Annotated in this window: 20 protein-coding genes; 10 read left to right on the forward strand and 10 right to left on the reverse strand. The window is 55.2% G+C overall.

Features of this window, described 5'->3' with window-relative positions; translation table 11 throughout:
• Nucleotides 1-14 precede the first annotated feature (14 nt).
• Both efeU and putP read right to left on the reverse strand, forming a co-directional pair.
• Nucleotides 15-860 (reverse strand): iron uptake transporter permease EfeU, encoded by an 846-nt coding sequence (efeU, locus tag KGP26_RS16940; protein WP_223664309.1) that lies wholly within the window; start codon nucleotides 858-860, stop codon nucleotides 15-17.
• Nucleotides 861-1,098: 238 nt separating this feature from the next.
• Nucleotides 1,099-2,577 (reverse strand): sodium/proline symporter PutP, encoded by a 1,479-nt coding sequence (gene putP, locus KGP26_RS16945; protein WP_094983052.1) that lies wholly within the window; start codon nucleotides 2,575-2,577, stop codon nucleotides 1,099-1,101.
• A 557-nt stretch (nucleotides 2,578-3,134) separates the two neighbouring features.
• Between putP and putA the strand changes: the two genes are divergently transcribed.
• On the forward strand, nucleotides 3,135-7,106 hold the full coding sequence (gene putA, locus KGP26_RS16950; RefSeq protein WP_094983053.1) for a trifunctional transcriptional regulator/proline dehydrogenase/L-glutamate gamma-semialdehyde dehydrogenase: 3,972 nt from the start codon (nucleotides 3,135-3,137) through the stop codon (nucleotides 7,104-7,106).
• Nucleotides 7,107-7,191: 85 nt separating this feature from the next.
• Nucleotides 7,192-7,542, forward strand: a complete 351-nt coding sequence (locus tag KGP26_RS16955) for a type II toxin-antitoxin system HicB family antitoxin (protein WP_223499963.1) — start codon at nucleotides 7,192-7,194, stop codon at nucleotides 7,540-7,542.
• 32 nt (nucleotides 7,543-7,574) lie between these two features.
• Here the strand turns inward: KGP26_RS16955 and tcyN are convergent, their stop codons facing one another.
• The 7 genes from tcyN to KGP26_RS16990 all read right to left on the reverse strand — a co-directional run bounded on the left by tcyN (nucleotide 7,575) and on the right by KGP26_RS16990 (nucleotide 13,753).
• The gene (gene tcyN / locus KGP26_RS16960; RefSeq protein ID WP_021805696.1) at nucleotides 7,575-8,327 is read right to left on the reverse strand and encodes an L-cystine ABC transporter ATP-binding protein TcyN; all 753 of its coding nucleotides are present in this window, start codon (nucleotides 8,325-8,327) and stop codon (nucleotides 7,575-7,577) included.
• Nucleotides 8,328-8,330: 3 nt separating this feature from the next.
• The gene (tcyL, locus tag KGP26_RS16965; protein WP_021180972.1) at nucleotides 8,331-8,993 is read right to left on the reverse strand and encodes a cystine ABC transporter permease; all 663 of its coding nucleotides are present in this window, start codon (nucleotides 8,991-8,993) and stop codon (nucleotides 8,331-8,333) included.
• Nucleotides 8,993-9,793, reverse strand: a complete 801-nt coding sequence (tcyJ, locus tag KGP26_RS16970) for a cystine ABC transporter substrate-binding protein (RefSeq protein ID WP_021180971.1) — start codon at nucleotides 9,791-9,793, stop codon at nucleotides 8,993-8,995. The genes tcyL and tcyJ overlap by 1 nt, the downstream gene beginning before the upstream one ends.
• A 118-nt stretch (nucleotides 9,794-9,911) precedes the next feature.
• A complete protein-coding gene (locus tag KGP26_RS16975) occupies nucleotides 9,912-10,898 on the reverse strand; it encodes a D-cysteine desulfhydrase (protein ID WP_059201105.1) in 987 nt (328 codons plus the stop codon).
• Between the two features lie 126 nt (nucleotides 10,899-11,024).
• Nucleotides 11,025-11,534 (reverse strand): flagella biosynthesis regulatory protein FliZ, encoded by a 510-nt coding sequence (gene fliZ, locus KGP26_RS16980; RefSeq protein WP_021805698.1) that lies wholly within the window; start codon nucleotides 11,532-11,534, stop codon nucleotides 11,025-11,027.
• Nucleotides 11,535-11,594: 60 nt separating this feature from the next.
• On the reverse strand, nucleotides 11,595-12,317 hold the full coding sequence (locus KGP26_RS16985; protein ID WP_021180968.1) for an RNA polymerase sigma factor FliA: 723 nt from the start codon (nucleotides 12,315-12,317) through the stop codon (nucleotides 11,595-11,597).
• 179 nt (nucleotides 12,318-12,496) lie between these two features.
• Complete coding sequence (locus KGP26_RS16990) at nucleotides 12,497-13,753, reverse strand: FliC/FljB family flagellin (RefSeq protein ID WP_209523992.1); 1,257 nt, start codon at nucleotides 13,751-13,753, stop codon at nucleotides 12,497-12,499.
• A 283-nt stretch (nucleotides 13,754-14,036) separates the two neighbouring features.
• Between KGP26_RS16990 and fliD the strand changes: the two genes are divergently transcribed.
• The 4 genes from fliD to KGP26_RS17010 all read left to right on the forward strand — a co-directional run bounded on the left by fliD (nucleotide 14,037) and on the right by KGP26_RS17010 (nucleotide 17,422).
• A complete protein-coding gene (gene fliD / locus KGP26_RS16995; RefSeq protein WP_094983056.1) occupies nucleotides 14,037-15,440 on the forward strand; it encodes a flagellar filament capping protein FliD in 1,404 nt (467 codons plus the stop codon).
• A 23-nt stretch (nucleotides 15,441-15,463) separates the two neighbouring features.
• Nucleotides 15,464-15,874, forward strand: a complete 411-nt coding sequence (gene fliS, locus KGP26_RS17000) for a flagellar export chaperone FliS (protein ID WP_218519195.1) — start codon at nucleotides 15,464-15,466, stop codon at nucleotides 15,872-15,874.
• Nucleotides 15,874-16,242: a flagella biosynthesis regulatory protein FliT gene (gene fliT / locus KGP26_RS17005; protein WP_218519194.1), complete on the forward strand. Its 369-nt coding sequence runs from the start codon at nucleotides 15,874-15,876 to the stop codon at nucleotides 16,240-16,242. Before fliS ends, fliT begins: the two co-directional genes overlap by 1 nt.
• A gap of 313 nt (nucleotides 16,243-16,555) precedes the next feature.
• Nucleotides 16,556-17,422: a helix-turn-helix transcriptional regulator gene (locus tag KGP26_RS17010; RefSeq protein WP_021805703.1), complete on the forward strand. Its 867-nt coding sequence runs from the start codon at nucleotides 16,556-16,558 to the stop codon at nucleotides 17,420-17,422.
• Between the two features lie 816 nt (nucleotides 17,423-18,238).
• On the opposite strand, the gene fliE is transcribed toward KGP26_RS17010, so the two are convergent.
• A complete protein-coding gene (gene fliE / locus KGP26_RS17015; protein WP_218520375.1) occupies nucleotides 18,239-18,553 on the reverse strand; it encodes a flagellar hook-basal body complex protein FliE in 315 nt (104 codons plus the stop codon).
• A 318-nt stretch (nucleotides 18,554-18,871) separates the two neighbouring features.
• Here fliE and fliF point away from each other — a divergent pair, with 318 nt between their 5' ends.
• From fliF to fliI, 4 genes are read left to right on the forward strand one after another with little or no spacing between them, the layout of a single operon-like run.
• On the forward strand, nucleotides 18,872-20,560 hold the full coding sequence (gene fliF, locus KGP26_RS17020; RefSeq protein WP_021805704.1) for a flagellar basal-body MS-ring/collar protein FliF: 1,689 nt from the start codon (nucleotides 18,872-18,874) through the stop codon (nucleotides 20,558-20,560).
• Nucleotides 20,557-21,549, forward strand: a complete 993-nt coding sequence (gene fliG, locus KGP26_RS17025; RefSeq protein WP_021180960.1) for a flagellar motor switch protein FliG — start codon at nucleotides 20,557-20,559, stop codon at nucleotides 21,547-21,549. Before fliF ends, fliG begins: the two co-directional genes overlap by 4 nt.
• On the forward strand, nucleotides 21,542-22,240 hold the full coding sequence (gene fliH, locus KGP26_RS17030) for a flagellar assembly protein FliH (RefSeq protein ID WP_223664310.1): 699 nt from the start codon (nucleotides 21,542-21,544) through the stop codon (nucleotides 22,238-22,240). Before fliG ends, fliH begins: the two co-directional genes overlap by 8 nt.
• Nucleotides 22,240-23,601: a flagellar protein export ATPase FliI gene (gene fliI, locus KGP26_RS17035; protein WP_021805706.1), complete on the forward strand. Its 1,362-nt coding sequence runs from the start codon at nucleotides 22,240-22,242 to the stop codon at nucleotides 23,599-23,601. Before fliH ends, fliI begins: the two co-directional genes overlap by 1 nt.
• Nucleotides 23,602-23,612: the final 11 nt, after the last annotated feature.

Consider the following 23,612-nt stretch of genomic DNA (forward strand, 5'->3'; position numbering starts at 1 on the left):
GATTCCCTAGTAAATTAGTGATGTGTCTTGCGTTGCGCCGGGATCGCAGAGGATTCCGTACGCTGCGGCAGGAAAAAGAAAATCAGAGCAGGGATCAGATACAGGAAATAGACCGCCACTTCGCTGACCGACGGCGCTTCCTGATAGCCGAACACTCCCTCTAACAGGGTGCCCAGCAGTGAATGCGTGGATAGCTGGTTGCTGAGGTCGAACGCGATGTCCTGGAAGTGGTTCCACAGTCCAGCCTCGTGGAAGGCACGGATCGCCCCGGCGGCCAGGCCCGCAGCCACGAACAGAATAAACAGGCTGGTCCATTTGAAGAACTTGGCCAGGTGCAGTTTGATACCGCCCCAATAGATCAGCATGCCCACCACGATGGCGCACGCCAGCCCGAGCATCGCACCGATAGGCGCGGCAATGCCCACATCCTGCTGAAACGCAGCCAACAGAAAGAACACCGACTCCAGCCCCTCACGGGCAACGGCAAAAAACACCATCGCCACCAACGCCCACCCTTGCCTTTTACTCGAGTTGAGGGCGTTATCGATCGCCTCTTCAAGATGCACCTTCACCGAGCGAGAAACGTTGCGCATCCAGAACACCATATAGGTCAGGATGCACACCGCCACCACCGCTACCAGCCCTTCGAACAGCTCTTGCTGTTTTTGCGGAAACTCGCCGGTGGTTTCATTGATGAAGATACCTAGCGCCAGGCACAGAGCAACGGCGACGATTACCCCAATCCATACCACACCAAGCCATTGACCGCGTTGAGTCCGCTTCAGATAGCTGGCGATCAAACTGACGATCAGCGCAGCCTCCAGCCCCTCACGGAACATGATAAGGAAAGGAACAAACATAGAATATTAACCCCTGAAAAGGCGTTTGTAGTCAGCCGCTGGCGCTGAGTAACCAGGCTGCGGCAATGTAAAGAAAAGTAAACCAGAACGATAGTGATTATCATTCTACTGAAAAGAAAAACAAGAGGCGGAAGTGTGATTTTTATTAATCAAATGTCGCTAGTTGTTACAGCTTGATGAGAGTCGTGAGGAGAAAAGCAGATCTCTCCCCGATTGCCGGGGAGAGATTAAGGCGGATTTAGACCGTTTTGAACTCGGCTTCTGCCAGATCAAAACGTTTGGTGATAGTTGCCGAAGGCTGGCGGCCCATCAGGCTAACCACCACGATGGCGATACAGCCAAACACAAAGCCTGGAATGATTTCATACAGATCCAGCCAGGCGTACTGCTTCCAGACGATCACGGTGATCGCCCCAACCAGCATACCGGCCAGTGCGCCGTTACGGGTCATACGCGACCACAGTACCGAGATCAGCACCACCGGGCCAAATGCGGCACCAAAACCGGCCCAGGCATAGCTTACCAGACCCAGCACGCGGTTCTCCGGGTTAGCCGCCAGGGCAATCGCCACCAGCGCTACCACCAGCACCATCGCACGCCCTACCCACACCAGCTCACGCTGGCTGGCTCCTTTGCGCAAGAAGGCTTTGTACAGGTCTTCGGTGATCGCACTCGAACAAACCAGCAGCTGACAGCTCAAGGTGCTCATTACCGCCGCCAGAATGGCCGACAGCAGGATCCCGGCAATCCATGGGTTAAACAGCAACATGGCCAGTTCGATAAACACCCGCTCGCCGTTTTGCGTCACATTGCCCGCTTGATCCGGGTTATTGGCAAAGTAAGCAATGCCGAAGAAGCCAACCGCAATGGTCCCCGCCAGGCAGAGGATCATCCAGGTCATACTGATGCGGCGAGCGCTACGGATGGTGCGGTGGGAGTCCGCCGCCATAAAGCGCGCCAGAATATGCGGCTGCCCAAAGTAGCCCAGACCCCAGCCCAGCAACGACAGGATCGCTACCAGATTCAGCCCTTTCATCATATCCAGATTGGCCGGGTTTTTAGCCGCGATCACCAACATCGAACTGTCGATGCCGCCCACGGCGAAGATCACAATCACCGGAGTGAGGATCAGCGCAAAAATCATCAGGCTGGCCTGCACGGTATCGGTCCAACTGACCGCCAGAAACCCGCCAATAAAGGTATACAGGATAGTGGCGGCCGCCCCGGCCCACAGCGCGGTGGCGTAGGTCATACCGAAGGTGCTTTCAAACAGGCGCGCACCGGCCACAATGCCGGAAGCACAATAGATGGTGAAGAACACCAGGATCACGATGGCGGAAATCACCCGCAGCAGTTTGCTGTTATCTTCAAAACGGCTGGTGAAATAATCCGGCAGCGTCAAGGCGTTGTTGTTGGCTTCGGTATGGACGCGTAACCGTCCTGCCACCAGCTTCCAGTTCAGGTAGGCACCGATGGTCAGCCCGATGGCGATCCAGCTCTCAGAAATCCCGGAGAGGAAAATCGCGCCCGGTAAGCCCATCAGCAGCCAGCCGCTCATATCGGATGCCCCGGCAGAGAGCGCGGTTACCACGCTGCCCAGGCTGCGGCCCCCCAGAATGTAGTCGTCAAAGTTGTTGGTGGCCCGATAGGCCAGCAGGCCGATCACCACCATCCCAAGGATGTAGACCACGAAGGTCACCAGCATAGGTGTGTTCATTATTTCAAACTCTCCACTTTTTATTCCCTTCTCCCTTTCAAGCCGCCGTATGTTAGCAGCCTCTTGAAAGTTATCGGGTATTTTTATGTCAGTAATTTCACCCGCCACGCGCCGGAACGGGGCGCATTGCGATGGTGGCGGATAAACAACGTTTATACCCATCATGGTCTGAACGCTGGCTATCCTAGTTGAGGCAGTCAACAACCAACAAGAGATTTAACAAAAAAGTCACACGAAACTCACGCCAGGTCACATTTATTCGCTGTCAAGGTTGCACTCGTCACAGCCAAAACGAGTTGCACCTCTTACTTAACCCTGATTGACACAGGGAAATAAGCTAGTCTCACACCACGCCCCTGACTTATCTGCCCATAATCCGTAGCGCTCAAGATGTTAAAAATCGATGGAAGTCACACTTCGCCACGGCGCATATTTAACAAGGTTGCACAAAGTTGCAACATGCAGGATATTGTCGGCATCAATAACCTTATTACACAATGGTTCGCCTCTTAATCTGGCAGATTGGGAGGGGGTCCAAACACAGGAGTTGGATTGGCATGGGCACTACCACAATGGGCGTGAAGCTCGATGAAGCAACCCGCGATCGCATCAAGAGCGCGGCGCAACGGATTGACCGCACGCCACACTGGTTAATCAAGCAGGCTATTTTCAATTATCTTGAACGTCTGGAGAGTGGTTCCGATCTGCCAGAAATCCCGACGCTGGCCGCTGCCGGCCAGGCAGAAGCGGATGACGTCACACCGCAGGTGCCTGAAGAGTCTCATCAACCCTTCCTTGAGTTTGCCGAACAGATCCTGCCGCAATCCGTCACTCGCGCAGCTATTACCGCTGCCTACCGCCGCCCGGAAACTGAAGCTGTGCCGATGCTGCTGGAACAAGCGCGTTTACCCGCCGATCTGGCACAGGCCACCCATAAACTGGCCTATGGCATTGCCGAAAAGCTGCGTAACCAGAAGAGTGCCAACGGCCGTGCCGGTATGGTGCAAGGGTTGCTGCAGGAGTTCTCACTCTCTTCTCAGGAAGGGGTGGCTCTGATGTGCCTGGCCGAAGCGCTGCTGCGTATTCCAGACAAGCCAACACGTGATGCGTTAATCCGCGACAAAATCAGCAACGGCAACTGGCACTCCCACCTTGGCCGCAGCCCTTCGCTGTTCGTCAACGCCGCAACCTGGGGCCTGCTGTTTACCGGCAAGCTGGTCTCTACCCATAATGAAGCCAATCTCTCCAGCGCCCTGAACCGCATCATCGGTAAGCGCGGCGAGCCGTTGATCCGCAAAGGGGTCGACATGGCGATGCGCCTGATGGGCGAGCAGTTTGTGACTGGTGAAACCATCGCCGAAGCGCTGGCCAACGCGCGCAAGCTGGAAGACAAAGGTTTCCGTTACTCTTACGACATGCTGGGTGAAGCCGCACTGACCGAAGCCGATGCCCAGGCTTACCTGGTTTCCTATCAGCAAGCCATCCACGCTATCGGCAAAGCCTCCAATGGCCGTGGCATCTATGAAGGCCCAGGCATCTCGATCAAACTTTCAGCGCTGCACCCACGTTACAGCCGCGCCCAGTACGATCGCGTGATGGAAGAGCTGTATCCACGCTTGCTGTCGCTGACGTTGCAGGCACGCCAATACGATATCGGCATCAATATCGACGCCGAAGAGGCCGATCGCCTGGAGATCTCCCTCGATCTGCTGGAAAAGCTGTGCTTTGAGCCACAGTTGGCCGGTTGGAACGGCATCGGCTTTGTTATTCAGGCTTACCAGAAGCGCTGCCCGTTTGCCATTGATGCGGTGATCGACATGGCCAGCCGCAGCCGTCGTCGCCTGATGATCCGCCTGGTTAAAGGCGCTTACTGGGACAGCGAAATCAAGCGCGCCCAGATGGATGGCCTGGAAGGCTACCCGGTGTATACCCGCAAAGTGTATACCGACGTTTCCTATCTGGCCTGCGCCCGCAAGCTGCTGGCGGTGCCGAACCTGATTTATCCGCAGTTTGCTACCCACAACGCCCACACGCTGAGCGCCATCTATCATCTGGCAGGCAATAACTACTATCCGGGCCAGTACGAATTCCAGTGTCTGCACGGCATGGGCGAACCGCTGTACGAACAGGTGGTAGGCAAAGTGGCCGACGGCAAGCTGAACCGCCCTTGCCGTATTTATGCGCCAGTCGGCACGCACGAAACGCTGCTGGCCTATCTGGTACGCCGTCTGTTGGAAAACGGGGCCAATACCTCATTCGTTAACCGTATCGCCGATGCCACCCTGCCGCTCGATGAACTGGTGGCCGATCCGGTCAGCGCGGTCGAGGCCATGGCGGCTAGCGAAGGCCGCATAGGTTTGCCACATCCGCGTATTCCGTTGCCGCGTGAGCTATATGGTGAAAAACGCGTTAACTCCAGCGGTCTGGATCTCGCCAACGAACAGCGGCTGGCTTCGCTGTCCAGCGCCCTGCTCACCAGCGCAAGCCAGCAATGGCGTGCTGAGCCGATGATCGATGCTCCGTTGGATCAAGGAGTTGAACAACCGGTGATCAACCCAGCCGAACCGGGTGATATTGTCGGCTATGTGCGTGAGGCCACCGAAGGTGAAGTCAGCCGTGCATTAGACTCTGCCGTCGCAGCCGGGCCGATCTGGTTTGCCACCCCACCTTCCGAACGTGCCGCCATTTTAGAACGCGCGGCAGAGCTGATGGAAAGCCAACTGCAAAGCCTGCTGGGGATCCTGGTGCGCGAAGCGGGTAAAACCTTCAATAACGCCATCTCAGAAGTCCGTGAGGCGGTAGATTTTCTGCATTACTATGCTGGCCAAGTGCGTGACGACTTCGCCAATGACAGCCATCGGCCGTTAGGCCCGGTAGTCTGCATCAGCCCGTGGAACTTCCCGCTGGCCATCTTCACCGGCCAGGTTGCCGCCGCCCTTGCTGCCGGTAACAGCGTGCTGGCAAAACCGGCGGAACAGACGCCGTTGGTCGCCGCTCAGGCGGTGCGTATCCTGCTTGAGGCTGGCATTCCTCAGGGCGTTCTGCAACTGTTGCCTGGCCAGGGTGAAACCGTAGGTTCCCTATTGGTCAATGATGCCCGCGTACGCGGCGTGATGTTCACCGGCTCTACCGACGTTGCGGGCATTCTGCAACGCAATATCGCAGGCCGTCTGGACCCTCAAGGCCGCCCAACCCCGTTGATTGCCGAAACCGGTGGTTTGAACGCGATGATCGTCGACTCTTCTGCCCTGACCGAACAGGTGGTGACCGACGTTGTGGCCTCTGCCTTCGACAGTGCCGGACAGCGTTGCTCTGCCCTGCGCATCCTGTGTGTGCAGGAAGACGTGGCAGAACACACCCTGAAAATGCTGCGCGGGGCGATGGCAGAATGCCGGATGGGTAATCCAGAACGCCTGTCTACTGACATTGGCCCGGTGATCGACGCCGAAGCCAAAACCGGCATTGAACGCCATATCCAGGCCATGCGGGCCAAAGGCCGCAAGGTTTATCAGGCGGCAAAAAGCCTGGGAGATGATGAGAAAGAGTGGGCTCGCGGCACCTTTGTGAAGCCAACGCTGATCGAACTGGAAAGCTTTGACGAGCTGCAAAAAGAGATCTTTGGCCCGGTGCTGCACGTCGTTCGCTTCCAGCGTGCCAATCTGGGCGCGTTGGTCGATCAGATCAATGCTTCAGGCTATGGTCTGACGCTGGGTATCCATACGCGTATCGATGAAACCATCGCCAGAGTCACCGATCATGCCAAGGTCGGTAACCTGTATGTCAACCGCAATATGGTGGGTGCAGTGGTAGGCGTGCAACCGTTTGGCGGCGAAGGCCTGTCTGGCACCGGGCCGAAAGCCGGTGGCCCGCTCTATCTGTACCGCCTGCTGGCCAGTCGTCCACAGGATGCCGTGCAGCGCACGCTGAATCGCCAGGATAACGAGCGTCCTCTGGAAGCCACCGTACGCCCTACGCTGCTTGTGCCGCATCAGGCCTTGGAACAATGGGCCGTGGCGGAGAACCATCGCGAGTTGGCCGTCCTGGCGCAACAATACGCCGAACTGGGCCAGGGTGGCACCGTACGTCCGCTGCCAGGCCCAACCGGGGAACGCAACACTTACGCCCTGCTGCCACGTGAACGCGTGCTGTGCCTGGCGGACAACAACGCCGATGCGCTGAACCAGTTGGCTGCCGTGCTGGCGGTTGGCAGCCAGGCGCTGTGGCCGGAGGCGGAATTGCAGCGTACGCTGTATCGCAGCTTGCCAGCCGCCGTACAGGCACGGATCGGTTTCACCAAGGATTGGGCGCAGGATAATGTCGAGTTTGATGCGGCCATCTATCACGGCGACGCCGATCAGCTGCGCACGCTGTGTGAGCAGATTGCTCAACGTAGCGGTGCTATTGTCTCGGTGCAGGGCTTTGCCCGCGGTGAAACCAATATCCTGTTGGAACGCCTGTTGATCGAACGTTCATTAAGCGTCAACACCGCCGCCGCCGGGGGTAACGCCAGCTTGATGACGATCGGTTAATCGCCACATTTCGAGTAACACCACCAACCCCGCATTGACGCGGGGTTTTTTATTGCCTGCATAAAAATCAGCCGATTTTCCCGATGTGCCCGGCTGCTACTTTGCCGAAGTCAGTCTCGATCAAACCTTCCAGGCCGCCAAAAGCGCTCTGGATGCCCACTTTGAATTATTGAGTGAAGAAAATCAGGTCATTCCGCGCCCACAGGCGGTGTCCTTCCATCTGGCTCAGGGCAACGACGCTCTCAACGGCGGCCAGTGGTTGCTGGTGGATATTAATATGGACAAGTTTGATGGCCGGGCTGAACGTATCAATATCACGTTGCCCCACAGGTTGCTCAACCGTATTGATGCGCTGGTGCAGCAGCATCCGGGCTATGGCAGCCGCAGCGCATTTCTCGCCGCCGCAGCGCGTAATGAGTTGTTAAAGGCAGGATAACGAGGTTAAGGGGGCATCGCCCCCTGACAAGATCACTGGTTGAGAAACTTATCCAGAAACTGCTTGGTGCGCTGATGCTGCGGGTTGGCGAACAACGCCTTCGCGGGCCCCTGCTCGACAATGCGGCCATGATCCATAAAAATGGCGCGATCGGCCACGTCACGGGCAAAGCTCATTTCGTGGGTGACGATCACCATGGTGCGTTTCTCTTCTGCCAAGGCGCGAATGGTATTGAGCACTTCGCCAACCAGTTCAGGATCCAGCGCAGAGGTCGGTTCATCAAACAAAATGACCTCGGGCTGCATCGCTAACGCCCTGGCAATGGCTACGCGCTGCTGCTGACCGCCGGACAAACGTTTAGGGTAGGCCTGCTCTTTACCGCTCAGCCCCACTTTTGCCAACAGGACACGCGCCAGTTTTTCAGCGCTGGCCTTGGCTTCTCCTTTAACAATCACCGGACCTTCGATGATGTTTTCCAGCACCGAACGGTGGGGAAACAGGTTGAAGCTCTGAAACACAAAGCCCACCTGCTGGCGCAGGGCCCGTACCTGATTTTTTTGTTTGCTCAGCGGGCGAGCGCTGTCGATCAAGATGTCACCGACACGGATAGTGCCAGAATCCGGCACCTCCAGCAGGTTGATGCTGCGTAGCAAGGTCGTCTTACCGGAACCACTCGGCCCGATAATCGCCACCACTTCACCCGCGTTCACCTCAAGATCGATGCCGTGTAATACGGTCTGCCCTTTGAACTTTTTAACCAACTGTCTGACTTCGATGGCGCTCATCGGCTACTCCTGATCCTGACGGTTAACGTGCGCTTCCAGACGGTTCTGCAACGCGGAAAGCAAGGTGGCCATCACCCAGTAGATCAGCGATGCCGCCAGATACATGGCGAACACTTCCAGCGTACGTGAAGTGATCAACTGCGCCTGACGGAACAGCTCCGGCACCTGAATGGTCGCCGCCAGCGAGGTATCTTTGACCAACCCGATAAAGCTGTTGCCCAGCGGAGGCAGCGCGGTGCGAGCCGCCTGCGGCAGGATCACCCGGCGCAGGGTCTGCCAGGGCGTCATGCCGATACTGGCCGCCGCTTCCCACTGCCCTTTATCGATCGAGGAGATCGCCGCACGCAGCGTTTCCGAGGTATAGGCTGCGGTGTTTAACGAAAGGCCGATTAATGCCGCCGGGAATGGATCCAACTCGATGCCAAACTGCGGTAAGCCGTAATAGATCATAAACAGCTGGGCGATCAGCGGCGTACCGCGAAACAGGGAAACGTAGATGCGTGACAGCCAGGAGATCGGCCATAACGGCGAAAGGCGCATCAGCGCCAACAAAAACCCGAGGATCAAACCGAGCGCCATGCCACCCAGACTGAGCTGGAGGGTCAACAGCGCACCCCGTAATAAAAATGGCGCTGAATCCAGCGCCAGTTGAATACTCTCTTGCATTATTTAGTTACGTCCGCGCCAAACCATTTTTCAGAGATCTTCGCCAACGTCCCGTCTTTCTGCATTTCGGCAATCGCCTGATCGATAGCGGCCAGCAGTTCCGGATTGTTTTTACGCACCGCTACGCCAGCTTCCTGGCGAGAGAATGCCGGGCCAGCGACGGCCAGCGTATCACCGGTTTTCTTCACCAGATCCAACGCCGCCAGACGGTCGACCAAAATGGCATCGATGCGGCCTACGCGCAGATCCTGATACTTGGTTGGGTCATCGTCGTAGGTACGCACATCAACACCCTGCACGTTGTCACGCAGCCACTGTTCGTAGTTGGTGCCCAGACCCACGCCGACCTTCTTGCCCTTCAGATCGTCGGCCTTGGTAATAATGCCTTCGTTGCCTTTCTTCACCAGCGCCTGGATACCGGAAACGGTGTATGGGGTAGAGAAATCGTACTTTTTCTTACGCTCATCGGAGATGGTGACCTGGTTGATCACCACGTCGATACGCTTGGACTCCAACGAGGCCAGCATGCCATCCCATTTGGTTGGATTGAGCTTGGCCTTCACCCCCAGATGTTCCGCCAGTGCATTAGCGAAGTCCACCTCAAAGCCGGTCAGTTTGCCGTCCTCCCCCTGGAAGCTGAACGGCGGATAGGTGCCTTCCAGCCCAACGATCAGCGTGCCGCGCTGCTTGACCTGATCGAGCAGGTTATCGGCCGCGTAGGTTTTCACGTTCAAGCCGGTGGTCAGCGCCACGGCCATCACACCCAGCAGCAGTTGACGACGAAATTTTGAAAAGACCATAGACACCCCATCTGTTGTTTATCTTTTTGATTTCATGATTTTAACAGTCATAAATACTTCATAAAGGAATATAACCTAATAACTATAGTTCTAAATGGAATAACAACTTTGCTCGGCATCAGACCTGCGGGTGATAAGCAAACAGCGCCGGTGCCCCACCGGTGTGCACAAACAGGATCGGACCTTCATCGCGAAAACGTTTCTGGCTGATGCCATCAATCAACCCCGCCATCGCCTTACCAGTATAGACCGGGTCCAGCAGCACACCTTCCTGCTGCGCCAACAGCTTCACCGCCGCCATACCTTCGTCATTCGGCATACCGTACTGCGGGGCAAAATAGTCATCCCACAAGGTTATGGGGGCCAGCTCGTCAATATTCAGCGAACAGGCGACCGCTTTTTGCAACTGTTCAACCTTCGGTAACTGATCGATCACCTTGCGGGAAACGGTCACGCCAATCAGTTCGCTCTCCGGCAGCAGTTGCTGTAGCCCCACCGCCAGACCGGCGTGAGTCCCGGCACTGCCGGATGCCACTACGATCGAACTGAAGTTGATGCCATGGCTTTGTGCTGCAATTTCCAGCGCACACTGCACATAGCCCAATGAGCCGAGCGCGTTGGAACCGCCTACGGGGATGACATAAGGACGGAAACCCTGGGCTTCCAAACGTGTGGCCAGATCGGCCAGTTGCATCTGCGGATCGTGCAAGGCATCGCACATCACCACTTCAACATTGAACAGATCGAGCAGCAGGCGATTACCGTTACTGAGGTAGTTTTCCGCTTTGGTGTCGATGGGGTTTTCCAACAGCGCTACGCATTGCAGGCCGAGCTTGGCCGCCACGGCGGCGGTCTGGCGAACGTGGTTGGATTGAATGGCACCGGCGGTAACCAGGGTATCGGCCCCTTGGCGTACCGCGTCGGCGGCTAAAAACTCCAGCTTTCTCAGCTTGTTGCCACCCATTGCCATCGGAGTGACATCGTCACGTTTGATGTAAATTTCGCGGCCAAGGTAGTCTGAAAGGCGGGATAACTTTTCGAGCGGCGTGGCAGAGCCAACCAAATCCAGGCGCGGGAATTGCGCCAGTTGCTGTTGCAGATCCACAACTTCCCCCAGGGAATAAAATAACGGTGTTTGAATGATAGATTTATCAGATGTGCTCTGAATAATCACTCTTTATTCGTGGGGATGGCTGCAGGGTAACCCGGCCAACCGACCGGGTCAGGTCAATCAATAACTTTTTTGCCAGGCCAGGTATTGGTCGTATTTGCGCAGCGCAATGCGGTAGTTATCGCTCGCCGCCGGTGGCAGATCGTCAATAATACGCTGATGGTTGAAGGCGCTGGCAAACTGATCGGCAGGATAGTTGTGTGCCACCAGCATTTCATCCAGGCGCCGCAGGCGCACGACATATTCACGGATGGTGCTGTGGTTCATCTCGGTCTGTTCAAACAGATACTGTTTAAACGCCATGATGTCGAAGTAACTGGGGTGACTATTACAGGAGATTTCACTACAAAACCGGCATAGCGCGGTCAACTCGCTTTGCACGTTTTGCCAGACCTGATCGTCAATCGGCTGATCCATCCGGGCGATGGCTTCCTTATTGATGATCTTGCCACGGAACACCAGTGCCATGCGGTCTAGCACCTTCTCGCACTGGGAACAATGGGTTTGGCTGTGTTTATAATCTTTCAGGTAGCGGCTGAGTGGCCGTTTCTTCAACTGTTTTCCTGGCATCTTTTGCAGTCCATTTATTGCGGCAGTAATCAGGTTGGTTAGGGAGGCAGGCTTGGGGGTTCAGTTGTCCTGAGCCAGACGTGCCCGCAGGCGTTTGATTGCCTGGCTATGCAACTGGCTGACTCGCGACTCACCCACATCGAGCACTGCGCCAATTTCCTTCAGATTCAACTCCTCCTGGTAATACAGCGTCAGCACCAGTTTTTCGCGTTCCGGCAGCGCCTCGATGGCATCGATCACCCGCTGGCGCAGATTGCCTTCCAACAGTTGATGCAACGGATTGGCAGCTTCATGACCTTCCAGCACCGGTTCGGCGCTGTCGCCATGCTCTTCCTGCCATTCGTCGTAGGAAAATAGCTGGCTATTATTGGTGTCCAACAGGATCTGGCGATACTCGTCCAGCGAGACATCCAACCCCTGTGCCACCTCCATTTCGCTGGCCGGGCGGCCGAGCCGCTGTTCCAACTGCTGCATCATGCGCGCCACTTCCCGAGCGTTGCGGCGTACGCTGCGCGGCACCCAGTCACGGCTACGCAACTCGTCGAGCATCGCACCGCGAATACGCTGCACGGCATAGGTCGTGAAGGCCGTTCCTTGCAGGGCATCGTAACGCTCAACGGCGTTCAACAGCCCGATTCCCCCTGCTTGCAGCAGATCGTCCAGTTCCACGCTGGCGGGCAGCCTAACCTGCAGGCGTAACGCCTCGTGGCGCACTAGCGGAACGTAGCGCAGCCAGAGAGAATTTTTGTCCATGACGCCTTCGGCGGTATACAGATCGCTCACTATGTCTAACCTGCGGATAACGGAGTCATGGCTATTATCCGTAGCAGGCGCAATACCAATCGTCTGAACAGCCGTACAAAACGGGCTTTATTTGTGCCATGTAAAAACCCTGATGGCAGCAAAAGACAAAAAACCCTGCCGAAGCAGGGTTTGGATGACAGGCTAATCGGAGAGAGTGATTAACGCAGCAGGGTCAGTACGTTCTGGGTAGACTGGTTAGCCTGGGCCAGAACAGAGGTGCCAGCCTGTTGCAGGATGTTGGCACGGCTCATGTTAGACACTTCGGTCGCGTAGTCGGCATCTTGAATACGAGACTGGGAAGCAGACAGGTTGTTCACGGTGCTGTTCAGGTTGTTGATAACAGAGTCGAAACGGTTCTGTACCGCACCCAGGGAAGAACGCAGGCCGTCAACCTGTGACAGAGCTTTGTCCAGGGTTGCCAGTGGGTCAGCAGTTTTTGGATCGGTAGACTGTTGCGCGCCTTTGGTTACTTTGCCAGATGCATCTACAGTAGCTGCATAGTAAGCGTCGTTACCGTTGTCATCCTTACCTTTAACCATATAACCTGATTTACCGGCTGGATCTGTATAGGTACGCAGTTCATCACTACCAGTTAAACCAGTAACGGCGGTGGTACCCACTTTAACTTGAGACTGTTCCTTGATACCAGCGGTTGGGTTAGTGGTCGCAGTGGTAGAATCCCAGGTCACTTTACCGTCAGCGGCAACGGTGGCATCGTAAATAGCACCATCGGTAGCTTTTACAAAGAAATCAGTGCCATTCGCAGTGTAAAGTTTGCCATCGCTGGTTTTTGTCGCTGCGTTACCATCAGCCTGAATAGCCGGTGGCCCCATTTTATCAACGGTGGTCAATGCTGCGCCGCCCACTTTGGCAGTATCGATTGGGTTTGCAACGCTGAATTTATCCAAGCCCAGAGTTTTAGCATTAATATCTTTCAGATCGATATCAATGGTTTCACCATCATTAGCGCCAACCTGAATAGTCAACTTCTGATCGCTGCTCAACACTTTCACGCCGTTGAAGTCGGTTTGCTCTGAAATACGGTTGATTTCGTTCAGACGCTGAGAGATTTCATCCTGGATTGACTGCAGGTCGCTGGATGAGTTAGAACCGTTCTGAGACTGCACGGTCAGACGACGGATGTTCTGCAGGTTGTCGTTGACTTCGTTCAGTGCGCCTTCAGTGGTCTGCGCCAGAGAGATACCGTCGTTAGCGTTACGGGAAGCCTGAGTCAGGCCCTTGATGTTAGCTGTGAAACGGTTAGAGATCGCCTGACCCGCAGCGTCATCCTTCGCGCTGTTGATACGCAGACCGGAAGACAGACGCTCGATAGCGGTCCCCAGAGAAGACTGAGATTTGTTCAGGTTGTTCTGCGCCATCAGCGACAGGCTGTTGGTATTAATTACTTGTGCCATAATTTGCTTTCCTTACGAATCAGTTGCGACGTTCGCATTCACAATTAAAGGGTTCGGACCTTGTTGGTCCACGGCGTCAACCACCGTCTCCTCAGGTATCGGCGCTCCCCCCACAACCTTTAGATTTTTTTTCCGTTTTTTTCACTTTTCGCCAATGGCGCGAATAACGCTGTTTTTCCCTCTTCTACTGCGCCATCGTTTTTTCTATTTATCCGTAAACTTTTTACATACTGAGCCGATAACGCATAGAGCGTAAAAGTCATTGACCATAGGAGAATCACGAATGGCATCGATTAGTTCATTAGGCATCGGCTCAGGGCTGGACCTCAACGGCTTGCTGGACAAGCTGACCAAGGCGGAACAACAACGTCTGACACCTTATACAACCCAGCAAACCAGCTATAACGCCAAGCTGACTGCCTACGGCACGTTGAAAAGCTCGCTGGAAAAATTCGATAACCTGAGCAAGGATTTGGCCAAGCCAGAATTCTTTAACAATACTACCGCCACCACTCACGATCAGTTTAACGTGACTACCACCGCCAAATCGGTCCCGGGTAATTACAGCGTCGAGGTGCTGCATCTGGCACAGCCGCAAACCTTGACGACAAAGGCCGATATTAACGATCAAGCGGAGAAACTGGGCACTAGCGGCGCCAGCGATCGTTCGATTTCGATCACCGCTGGCAACCCCCCTAAAGAGGTCAAAATCCCGCTAGGTGACGATCAAACCTCACTGCTGGAAATGCGCGATGCGATTAACGGCGCCAAAGCCGGGGTGAACGCCACCATCATGCGCGTGGGCGACAACGACTATCAGTTGGCCATCAGTTCCTCCACCACCGGCGAAAAAAATACGGTTAAGGTGCAGGTTAATAATGACGATAAACTGGGAGCGATCTTAAATTATGATCCTACCAGCACCAGCAACGCGATGAAGGAAACGGTCAAAGGCCAGGATGCCGAGTTGACCATTAACGGTACCACCATCAAGCGCAGCACCAACTCGATCGCCGACGCCCTGCAAGGGGTGACGCTGGATCTGAAAACCATCACCAAACCGGGCGAACCGCAGAACCTGGTGGTCACCGCCGATAAAAGCGGCACCTCGGACAAGGTCAAGGCTTGGGTTGATAGCTATAACTCGCTGTTGGATACCTTTAATTCCCTGACGAAATACACCCCAGTAAAGAGTGGTGAAGCACAGAACAACAAAAATGGGGCGCTGTTGGGTGACAACACGCTGCGCGGCATCCAATCCTCCATTAAGAGCGCGCTAAGCGCCGCACAGGACAACCCGGAGCTGAAGGGCTTGGGCAACCTGGGTATTACTACCAATACCAAAACCGGCAAACTGGAATTGGACAGCGAAAAGTTAAAAAAAGCGATCGATGAAAAACCCGATCAGGTGGCCAATTTCTTCGCTGGTGATGGTAAAGAGAGCGGTATGGCGACGGAAATCCACAATGAGATCCAAAACTATATCAAGGCCGGTGGCGTGATTGAGAACTCGACCAAGAGTATCAATACCAACCTCGACCGTTTGAATACCCAAATCACCCGCGTGACCGAAAGTATTCAAAGCTCCATCGATCGTTACAAACAGCAATTTGTTCAGTTGGATACCATGATGTCGAAACTGAATGGTACCAGTAATTATTTAACCCAACAGTTCACGTCTAAATAGGCGCGTTAACCAGGTAAAATAGCATGTACAACCGCAGCGGAACCCAGGCTTACGCCCAGGTTAGTGTAGAAAGTGGCGTGATGGGTGCCAGCCCGCACCAGCTCATCGTGATGCTATTCGACGGGGCGCTCAGCGCCCTGCTTCGTGCACGCATCCTGATGGATCAGGGGAATATCGCCGGCAAGGGGCTGGCGATCTCAAAAGCCATTAATATCATTGATAACGGGCTAAAAAATGGCCTCAATCATGAACAGGGAGGGGAGATCGCCGATAATCTCGCCGCCTTATATGACTATATGAAACGCCGTCTGATGCAGGCCAACCTGCACAATGATGTCGCGGCCCTTGACGAAGTCAGCGGGCTGCTGGAGAACATTGCCGACGCCTGGCGTCAAATTGGCCCCAATTATCAATCCGTTCAGGACGGCGTATAATGGAACACCACCAACAACTGCTATTGGCCTATCAAAAGATCCATAGCCTGAGCGAGCAAATGATCACACTGGCGCAGGCTGGCCAGTGGGATGCGCTGATTGAAATGGAGATCACCTACGTTCAGGCGGTAGAAAAAACCGCCCAACTGGCGGGTATCCCTGAGCCATCTTCGATCTTGCAGGATATTTTACGCGGTAAATTGCAGCAAATCCTCAAAAACGAAACCGAAGTGAAGCGACTGATGCAGCGACGCATGGACGAATTAACGGTTTTGATCGGGCAGTCTACCCGCCAGAGCGCGGTCAACAGCACCTACGGTCAATTCCATGACCGCGCTTTGCTGCTTGGTGAGCCGCAATCAAGATAAATCTTATGTTTAACCGCCTATCCTAAGTAATTAATAGGATAAAACACTATTATTATCCCGTTGCACCATAATATAAACGCATGAGATTTGAATAATTCGTATGGCAGGTAATGCATGAAAATGCAAACCGCTGGCACTATTGCCGATTTAATGGATAACACTTATCCCGACACGGACGTTTTCTGTTCAACAGGAAACTGATTCTTGACAAGTAAATTATCGAGTTGTGATCGGCAACAGGCGAAAAAATGTTGCTCCATCCTCCAGCAAAGCGTAAAGATATTCGTAGATAATAACGATGAAATGAATATTGATGGAACGCTTAATTAATTTTTGTCCCGGGATCGGTGCCTCAGCACACATCATTCAGCATACTGAACTGCGACTTCCGTCGCTCTATTTTGAGCAGACGCATCTGTTTTTGATCCAGCAAGGGCAAACACGTATACGGTGGAAGCAACGGGAGGTGGTAGCTCGCGCCGGAGAGCTGTTGATCGTAGAAGGTGGGCTAACCGCCGATGTGATTAATAGTCTTTCAGACAGCGGAGTATACAGCTGCCAACTGCTGATTTGCGATCCCTTGCTGTTTGATACGGTAGCCAATGCGCCTATCGCGCCGCCTACCCCTTTCACTGGCGTCACTACGCTGACGAAGCTGCCCTGCCCGTTCTTGCACAGTTTTGAAACCGCGGCGCTGGCACTGACGCTGCACGATCGTTTTCCCCAGATGATTATCCGCCATAAAATGTGCGAAATCCTACTGTGGCTGGCACACCTGGGGATCCGCTTTACTCACCAGGAAGCCAATAATCTGACCCAGCAGGTGCGCCGCTTGCTGGCAAGCGATCCGCAACGGATTTGGACCGCCGCCGAAGTGGCTGAAAATCTGATGATGAGCGAGGTGGTGCTGCGGCGCAAACTGTCGGCGGAGAATAGCGCCTTGCGCAACCTGATGATCGATGTACGTATGAGCCGCGCGCTGCTGTTATTGCAGGCCACAGACTGGCCGATCTCCGCCATTGCACAATATGTGAGCTATGAAAGTTCTTCTCGTTTTGCCGAACGCTTTCGTAAACGATTCGGCTTCGCGCCTACCGCCATCCGTGGGCACCAGCGAATTATGCAGCCCACCGCCGCGCAGCCTCCGGCATATCCATGGCTAAATACGGTAGAGGAATAGATGCTGGGTTTAACAACGGCAGGCTGAGGATGTGACTAAGGCCACCCTGAGTGGCCCGTACATCAGTTGAGTTTAACTAACACATAGGTCAATACGGCCAACACAATTAACATGACAATGCTGAAAAAACGCCATCTTACTTCACTTTTAGTGCTCATCACTTTTCCCGAATAAATACTATTAGCGCGATTATTTCCATAGAAAAAATAATATCCTTGTAAAGCTGTGGATCTTTCATCTTATTCACAAAGCATCAGCCTACTCCAAAGCACGGTCAAAAAAATAATAGCCACCGCACAACAGGAATTAGGTCTTTCAATAAAACAGAGATATTTCTTTAAGTTACACCGCTCACGGTTCTCTGGCATTGCTTGAATGAGACTCAATCTCTTCAGCGTAAGCGATTATTTTTTGCGTGGTTTACGAGCGACACCGTACGAATCCACTCAAAGATATAAGACAGTTCCTGGGCTCGATGAGGATATATCTACATTACACCCTCGCTAATTGACATTTAGGACAATAACTACAAATATTAGCTTAATTAACCAATTTCAAGGAGGATAAGATAATGGAGTATTTGGTAGCATCGCTGACTGTTTTATGCCTTTTTTCCTTTAAGAAACACGCCAAAGTCATTGATAGTAAAAAGATTGGTGTTGCCCATAAAAAACACCGACGACGCTCAAGACACCGGCTTGCCATGATTTATTGATTAGGCAAACGGGTCGAAAACCACTGAAAATCACATTAGGGAGGCTTACGCCAATACAGAATAGATTATCTGTTTGCGCTATAGCCACCCTTTATTTACCGCTACACCGCCATATTCATTACGTCTTGATAAGCCGCAACCAGTTTATTACGTACCTGCACACCCAGTTGCAAAGACACCGAAGACTTCTGCAGATCGACCATCACGTCGTTCAAACTGATACCCGGCACACCCAATTCAAAATCCTGTGCTTGCTGACGCGCAGTTTGCTGAGTCTCGCTGATCTTACCGAGAGCCGCCTTTAACTCATTGGCAAAACTGGCTTCCTGCACCGGATCGTTTTGTCGCAGCGCTCCGGCCTGAACCGCCGTGGCTTGCAACTGCTGCACCACTCCTTCAATACCCTGAATTGCCATCATGACCTCGTTACTTCATTCATACCCTATGGATTTCAAGCGCTGGCCTGAAAAACGGCGGGAAAACCGCGCCTTCATTCGCCTGCATGATCCCGATGCTGCACACCCTACCACAGTGCTTTCCGGTTAAAGCGGCTAATTAACTGCAAAAACACCGGTTTATCGGGCCATCAAAACTTGCCCCTAGAGCAAATAATGGCATGCCCAAAAATGGGGGCGCTTTTGTTAGGCCGTAAAGAACTGTGTATTCAGGGAGTCTGTTTTGTCATCACACAACAACGCTAGCCATACCTCGAACCCGCCAGAGTGGGTACCAGCATGAATGGTGAAAGCCGTGATAACGGCCTGCTGGCCCTATGGAATCGCTTGCGTGCCAACCCTAAAATTCCACTGCTGATCGCGGCCTCGGCGGCGATCGCCATCGTGGTTGCGCTGATGCTATGGGCCAAAAGCCCGGATTACCGCGTGCTGTACAGCAATCTCAACGATCGTGACGGCGGCGCTATCGTCACGCAACTCACGCAGATGAACATCCCCTATCGCTTTACCGAGAACGGCTCGGCGTTGATGATCCCGGCGGAGAAGGTGCATGAAACCCGCCTGCGTCTGGCGCAACAGGGGCTGCCTAAGGGAGGTGCCGTCGGCTTTGAACTGCTGGATCAGGAAAAATTCGGCATCAGCCAGTTCAGCGAACAGATCAACTACCAGCGCGCGCTGGAAGGCGAACTGTCACGCACTATCGAATCCCTGGGGCCGGTACAGAATGCCCGTGTGCATCTGGCACTGCCTAAGCCTTCGCTGTTTGTACGCGAACAAAAGAACCCCTCAGCTTCCGTGACGCTCACGCTGCAACCTGGCCGCACGTTAGACGACGGCCAGATCAATGCCGTGGTGTATATGGTATCCAGCAGCGTGGCCGGTTTGCCGCCGGGCAACGTCACGGTGGTCGATCAGGCTGGCCGCCTGCTGACCCAATCTGACGGCACCGGACGCGATCTCAATGCCGCACAGTTGAAGTACGCCAATGAGGTTGAGAACCGCTATCAGCGCCGTATTGAAGCTATTCTGGCACCGATTGTCGGCAGCGCGAACGTGCGTGCACAGGTAACGGCACAAATCGATTTCTCCACTCGCGAGCAAACCGACGAACAGTACCAGCCCAACCAACAGCCGGATAAATCTGCAATACGCTCCAGACAGCTCAGCCAGAGTGAACAGAACGGCGGGCAACAGATCGGCGGCGTACCGGGTGCCCTTTCCAACCAGCCAAGTGCAGCGCCGACTGCACCGATAGAAACACCAAAAACTACGGCGGCGGGCAATACAAATACCCCTGCCACGGCAAGCAATGCCAATAACAGCACGCGTACCGGGGCTAGCGGTAACGTAGCGCAAAACAGTCGCCGTGATGAAACCACCAACTACGAGGTGGATCGCACCATTCGTCATACCCAGCACAAGGCTGGAGCGGTGGAACGCCTGTCGGTCGCCGTGGTGCTCAACACCCTGGGTACCGATAAAGACGGTAAACCACAGCCGATGAGCAAAGAACAGCTGGCTCAGGTGGAGTCGCTGGTCCGTGAAGCGATGGGTTACTCCAGCAGCCGTGGCGATACGCTTAACGTGGTCAACACCCAGTTCAACGATGTAGAGCAGACCGGCGGCGAGTTGCCTTTCTGGCAGTCACAGTCGTTTATCGATCGGTTGTTCAACGCAGGCCGCTATTTGCTGGTGCTGCTGGTGGCCTGGATTTTGTGGCGCAAGCTGGTTCGTCCGCAGCTGCAAAGCCGTCAGGTGGCGCAACAAGCTGCAGTGGCCGCTGCCAATACGCCAGCCAGTCGCCCGGCTGAGGTGAACAAGCCAAGTCATGAAGAGCAGGCGCTGCACAAGAAATCACAGCAGCGCGTCAATGCTGAAGTCCAGGGCCAGCGGATCCGCGAACTGGCAGATAAAGATCCACGCGTGGTGGCCCTGGTGATCCGTCAATGGATGAGTAACGAACTATGAGTCTGACAGGTACCGAAAAGAGCGCCATCCTGCTGATGACGCTGGGTGAAGATCGCGCCGCCGAAGTCTTCAAGCACCTCTCGTCACGGGAAGTGCAGCAGTTGAGTGGCACCATGGCCAGTATGCGGCAGGTGTCCCACAAACAGTTGGGGGAGGTCCTCAGAGAGTTTGAAGACGATGCCGAACAGTATGCCGCGCTGAGCGTCAATGCCAGCGACTACCTGCGCTCGGTGCTGGTAAAAGCCTTGGGTGAAGAACGTGCCAGCAGCCTGCTGGAGGATATTCTCGAATCACGCGAAGACACCTCCGGCATGGAAACGCTCAACTTTATGGAGCCGCAGAGCGCGGCCGATCTGATCCGCGACGAACACCCGCAGATCATTGCCACCATCCTGGTTCACCTCAAGCGCGGCCAGGCGGCGGATATCCTGGCACAGTTCGAGGAGCGCCTGCGCAACGACGTGATGCTGCGTATCGCCACCTTCGGCGGTGTACAGCCAGACGCCCTGGCAGAGCTGACAGAAGTGCTGAACAATCTGCTGGACGGCCAGAACCTCAAGCGCAGCAAAATGGGGGGTGTCCGTACCGCCGCCGAGATTATCAACCTGATGAAAACCCAGCAGGAAGAGGCGGTTATTGGTGCCATGCGTGACTACGACGGCGAGCTGGCGCAGAAGATCATCGACGAAATGTTCCTGTTCGAAAACCTGGTCGAAGTGGACGATCGCAGCATCCAGCGCCTGTTGCAGGACGTGGAAAGCGAATCCCTGTTGATCGCCTTGAAAGGGGCCGAACAGCCGCTGCGCGAGAAGTTCCTCAAGAACATGTCGCAACGTGCCGCCGATATCCTACGCGACGATCTGGCCAACCGTGGCCCGGTGCGGATGTCGCAGGTGGAGAACGAACAGAAGGCTATCCTGTTGGTGGTACGCCGCCTGGCAGAAACCGGCGAAATGATCATCGGCGGTGGCGAGGACACCTATGTCTGATCGCCTCAACACCCTGCCCTGGCAGCCCTGGGCGCTTAGCGATCTGGCAGATCCCAAACCGGTGCTGGAACCGGAAAGCCCGCCTGAAGTGATCGTCATCCCGCAGGATGACAGCATCAACGAACAGCAACGGCTGGAGATGCTGCGTTTGCAGGCCCAACAGCAAGGTCAGCAACAAGGCTTTGCCGAGGGCCAGCAGAAAGGCTATGACGCCGGTTTCCAGGCCGGGCTGGAGGAAGGCCGTCAGCAAGGCATTCTGGCGGGCCAACAGCAGCAGCAACCGATCACCGAACATTGGCAGCAGTTGGTCACCGAGTTCCAGCACACGCTGGACGCGCTCGACAGCGTGATTGCCTCGCGCCTGATGCAGTTGGCCCTGACGGCGGCCAAACAGGTCATCGGCCAAGCGCCGGTGTGCGATGGCACCGCCCTGCTCGGCCAGATCCAACAGTTGATCCAGCAAGAACCGATGTTCAGCGGCAAACCTCAGTTGCGCGTACACCCGGATGATTACGAACGGGTAGAGCAGCAGCTTGGCATGACACTCAGCCTGCACGGCTGGCGGCTGCTGGCCGACGGACAGTTACATCCAGGCGGCTGCAAGGTCAGCGCAGAAGAAGGCGATCTGGATGCCAGCCTGGCCACCCGCTGGCATGAACTGTGCCGTCTGGCCGCACCGGGAGAGCTGTGATGACCGTTCGTCTCGGCCGTTGGCTGAACTCGCTGGACAGTCTGGAAAAACGCATTGCCCGTGCGCCCGCGGTGCGCCGCTATGGCCGTCTGACGCGAGCTACCGGGCTGGTACTGGAAGCCACCGGTTTGCAGTTACCGCTGGGGGCCACCTGCCTGATCGAACGCCATGACAGCGGTGTGGTGCAGGAGGTAGAAAGCGAGGTGGTCGGTTTTAACGGCCAACGGCTGTTTCTGATGCCGCTGGAAGAGGTCGACGGCATCGTGCCAGGCGCTCGGGTCTATGCTCGCGTCTCCCCCGAAGGACAAAGCGCCAGCAAACAGTTACCCCTTGGCCCGGCATTGCTTGGCCGAGTGCTCGATGGCGGTGCCAAACCGCTCGATGGCCTGCCAGCACCAGATACCGGCTACCGCGCGCCGCTGATCACCGCCCCGTTCAACCCGTTGCAGCGCACCCCGATCGAACAGGTACTCGACGTCGGTGTGCGCACCATCAACGGGCTGCTCACCGTGGGCCGCGGCCAGCGTATGGGGCTGTTCGCCGGTTCTGGCGTGGGTAAAAGCGTGCTGCTCGGCATGATGGCGCGTTACACCCAGGCCGACGTGATCGTCGTCGGACTGATCGGCGAACGTGGCCGCGAAGTGAAAGACTTTATCGAAAACATCCTCGGCACCGAGGGACGCGCCCGTTCGGTGGTAATCGCTGCACCGGCAGACGTTTCGCCGCTGCTACGCATGCAAGGCGCCGCCTATGCCACCCGTATCGCCGAGGATTTCCGCGATCGGGGCCAACACGTACTTCTGATTATGGATTCCCTGACCCGTTACGCCATGGCGCAACGTGAAATCGCCCTGGCAATCGGCGAACCCCCGGCTACCAAAGGCTATCCGCCTTCGGTATTCGCCAAACTACCCGCGCTGGTAGAGCGTGCCGGTAACGGCATCAGCGGCGGCGGTTCCATCACCGCGTTTTATACCGTGTTGACCGAAGGTGATGACCAGCAAGACCCGATTGCCGATTCGGCACGCGCCATCCTTGATGGCCATGTGGTGCTCTCCCGGCGCCTGGCGGAAGCGGGCCACTACCCTGCCATCGATATTGAAGCGTCGATCAGCCGTGCCATGACCTCGCTGATCGATGAGGAGCATTACCGGCGGGTACGTAACTTCAAACAGATGTTGGCCAGTTACCAACGTAACCGCGATCTGATCAGTGTAGGAGCCTACGCCGCAGGCAGCGATCCGCTGCTGGACAAGGCCATGACGCTGTATCCGCAGATGGAAGCCTATCTGCAACAGGGCATTTTCGAACGCAGCGGCTACGACGATGCCTGCCAACAGTTGCAGCAACTGATTGTTTAACCACGGAGCCT

It is taken from the genome of Serratia sp. JSRIV002 (assembly GCF_019968725.1).
Taxonomy (GTDB): Bacteria; Pseudomonadota; Gammaproteobacteria; order Enterobacterales; family Enterobacteriaceae; genus Chania; species Chania fonticola_B.

Excerpts from the sequence above, each read along its gene's own strand:
- efeU (WP_223664309.1), bottom strand. The coding sequence starts at position 860 with ATGTTTGTTCCTTTCCTTATCATGTTCCGTGAGGGGCTGGAGGCTGCG.
- putP (WP_094983052.1), bottom strand. The coding sequence starts at position 2,577 with ATGAACACACCTATGCTGGTGACCTTCGTGGTCTACATCCTTGGGATG.
- putA (WP_094983053.1), top strand. The coding sequence starts at position 3,135 with ATGGGCACTACCACAATGGGCGTGAAGCTCGATGAAGCAACCCGCGAT.
- tcyN (WP_021805696.1), bottom strand. The coding sequence starts at position 8,327 with ATGAGCGCCATCGAAGTCAGACAGTTGGTTAAAAAGTTCAAAGGGCAG.
- tcyL (WP_021180972.1), bottom strand. The coding sequence starts at position 8,993 with ATGCAAGAGAGTATTCAACTGGCGCTGGATTCAGCGCCATTTTTATTA.
- tcyJ (WP_021180971.1), bottom strand. The coding sequence starts at position 9,793 with ATGGTCTTTTCAAAATTTCGTCGTCAACTGCTGCTGGGTGTGATGGCC.
- fliZ (WP_021805698.1), bottom strand. The coding sequence starts at position 11,534 with ATGCCAGGAAAACAGTTGAAGAAACGGCCACTCAGCCGCTACCTGAAA.
- KGP26_RS16990 (WP_209523992.1), bottom strand. The coding sequence starts at position 13,753 with ATGGCACAAGTAATTAATACCAACAGCCTGTCGCTGATGGCGCAGAAC.
- fliD (WP_094983056.1), top strand. The coding sequence starts at position 14,037 with ATGGCATCGATTAGTTCATTAGGCATCGGCTCAGGGCTGGACCTCAAC.
- fliS (WP_218519195.1), top strand. The coding sequence starts at position 15,464 with ATGTACAACCGCAGCGGAACCCAGGCTTACGCCCAGGTTAGTGTAGAA.
- fliT (WP_218519194.1), top strand. The coding sequence starts at position 15,874 with ATGGAACACCACCAACAACTGCTATTGGCCTATCAAAAGATCCATAGC.
- KGP26_RS17010 (WP_021805703.1), top strand. The coding sequence starts at position 16,556 with ATGGAACGCTTAATTAATTTTTGTCCCGGGATCGGTGCCTCAGCACAC.
- fliE (WP_218520375.1), bottom strand. The coding sequence starts at position 18,553 with ATGGCAATTCAGGGTATTGAAGGAGTGGTGCAGCAGTTGCAAGCCACG.
- fliF (WP_021805704.1), top strand. The coding sequence starts at position 18,872 with ATGAATGGTGAAAGCCGTGATAACGGCCTGCTGGCCCTATGGAATCGC.
- fliG (WP_021180960.1), top strand. The coding sequence starts at position 20,557 with ATGAGTCTGACAGGTACCGAAAAGAGCGCCATCCTGCTGATGACGCTG.
- fliH (WP_223664310.1), top strand. The coding sequence starts at position 21,542 with ATGTCTGATCGCCTCAACACCCTGCCCTGGCAGCCCTGGGCGCTTAGC.
- fliI (WP_021805706.1), top strand. The coding sequence starts at position 22,240 with ATGACCGTTCGTCTCGGCCGTTGGCTGAACTCGCTGGACAGTCTGGAA.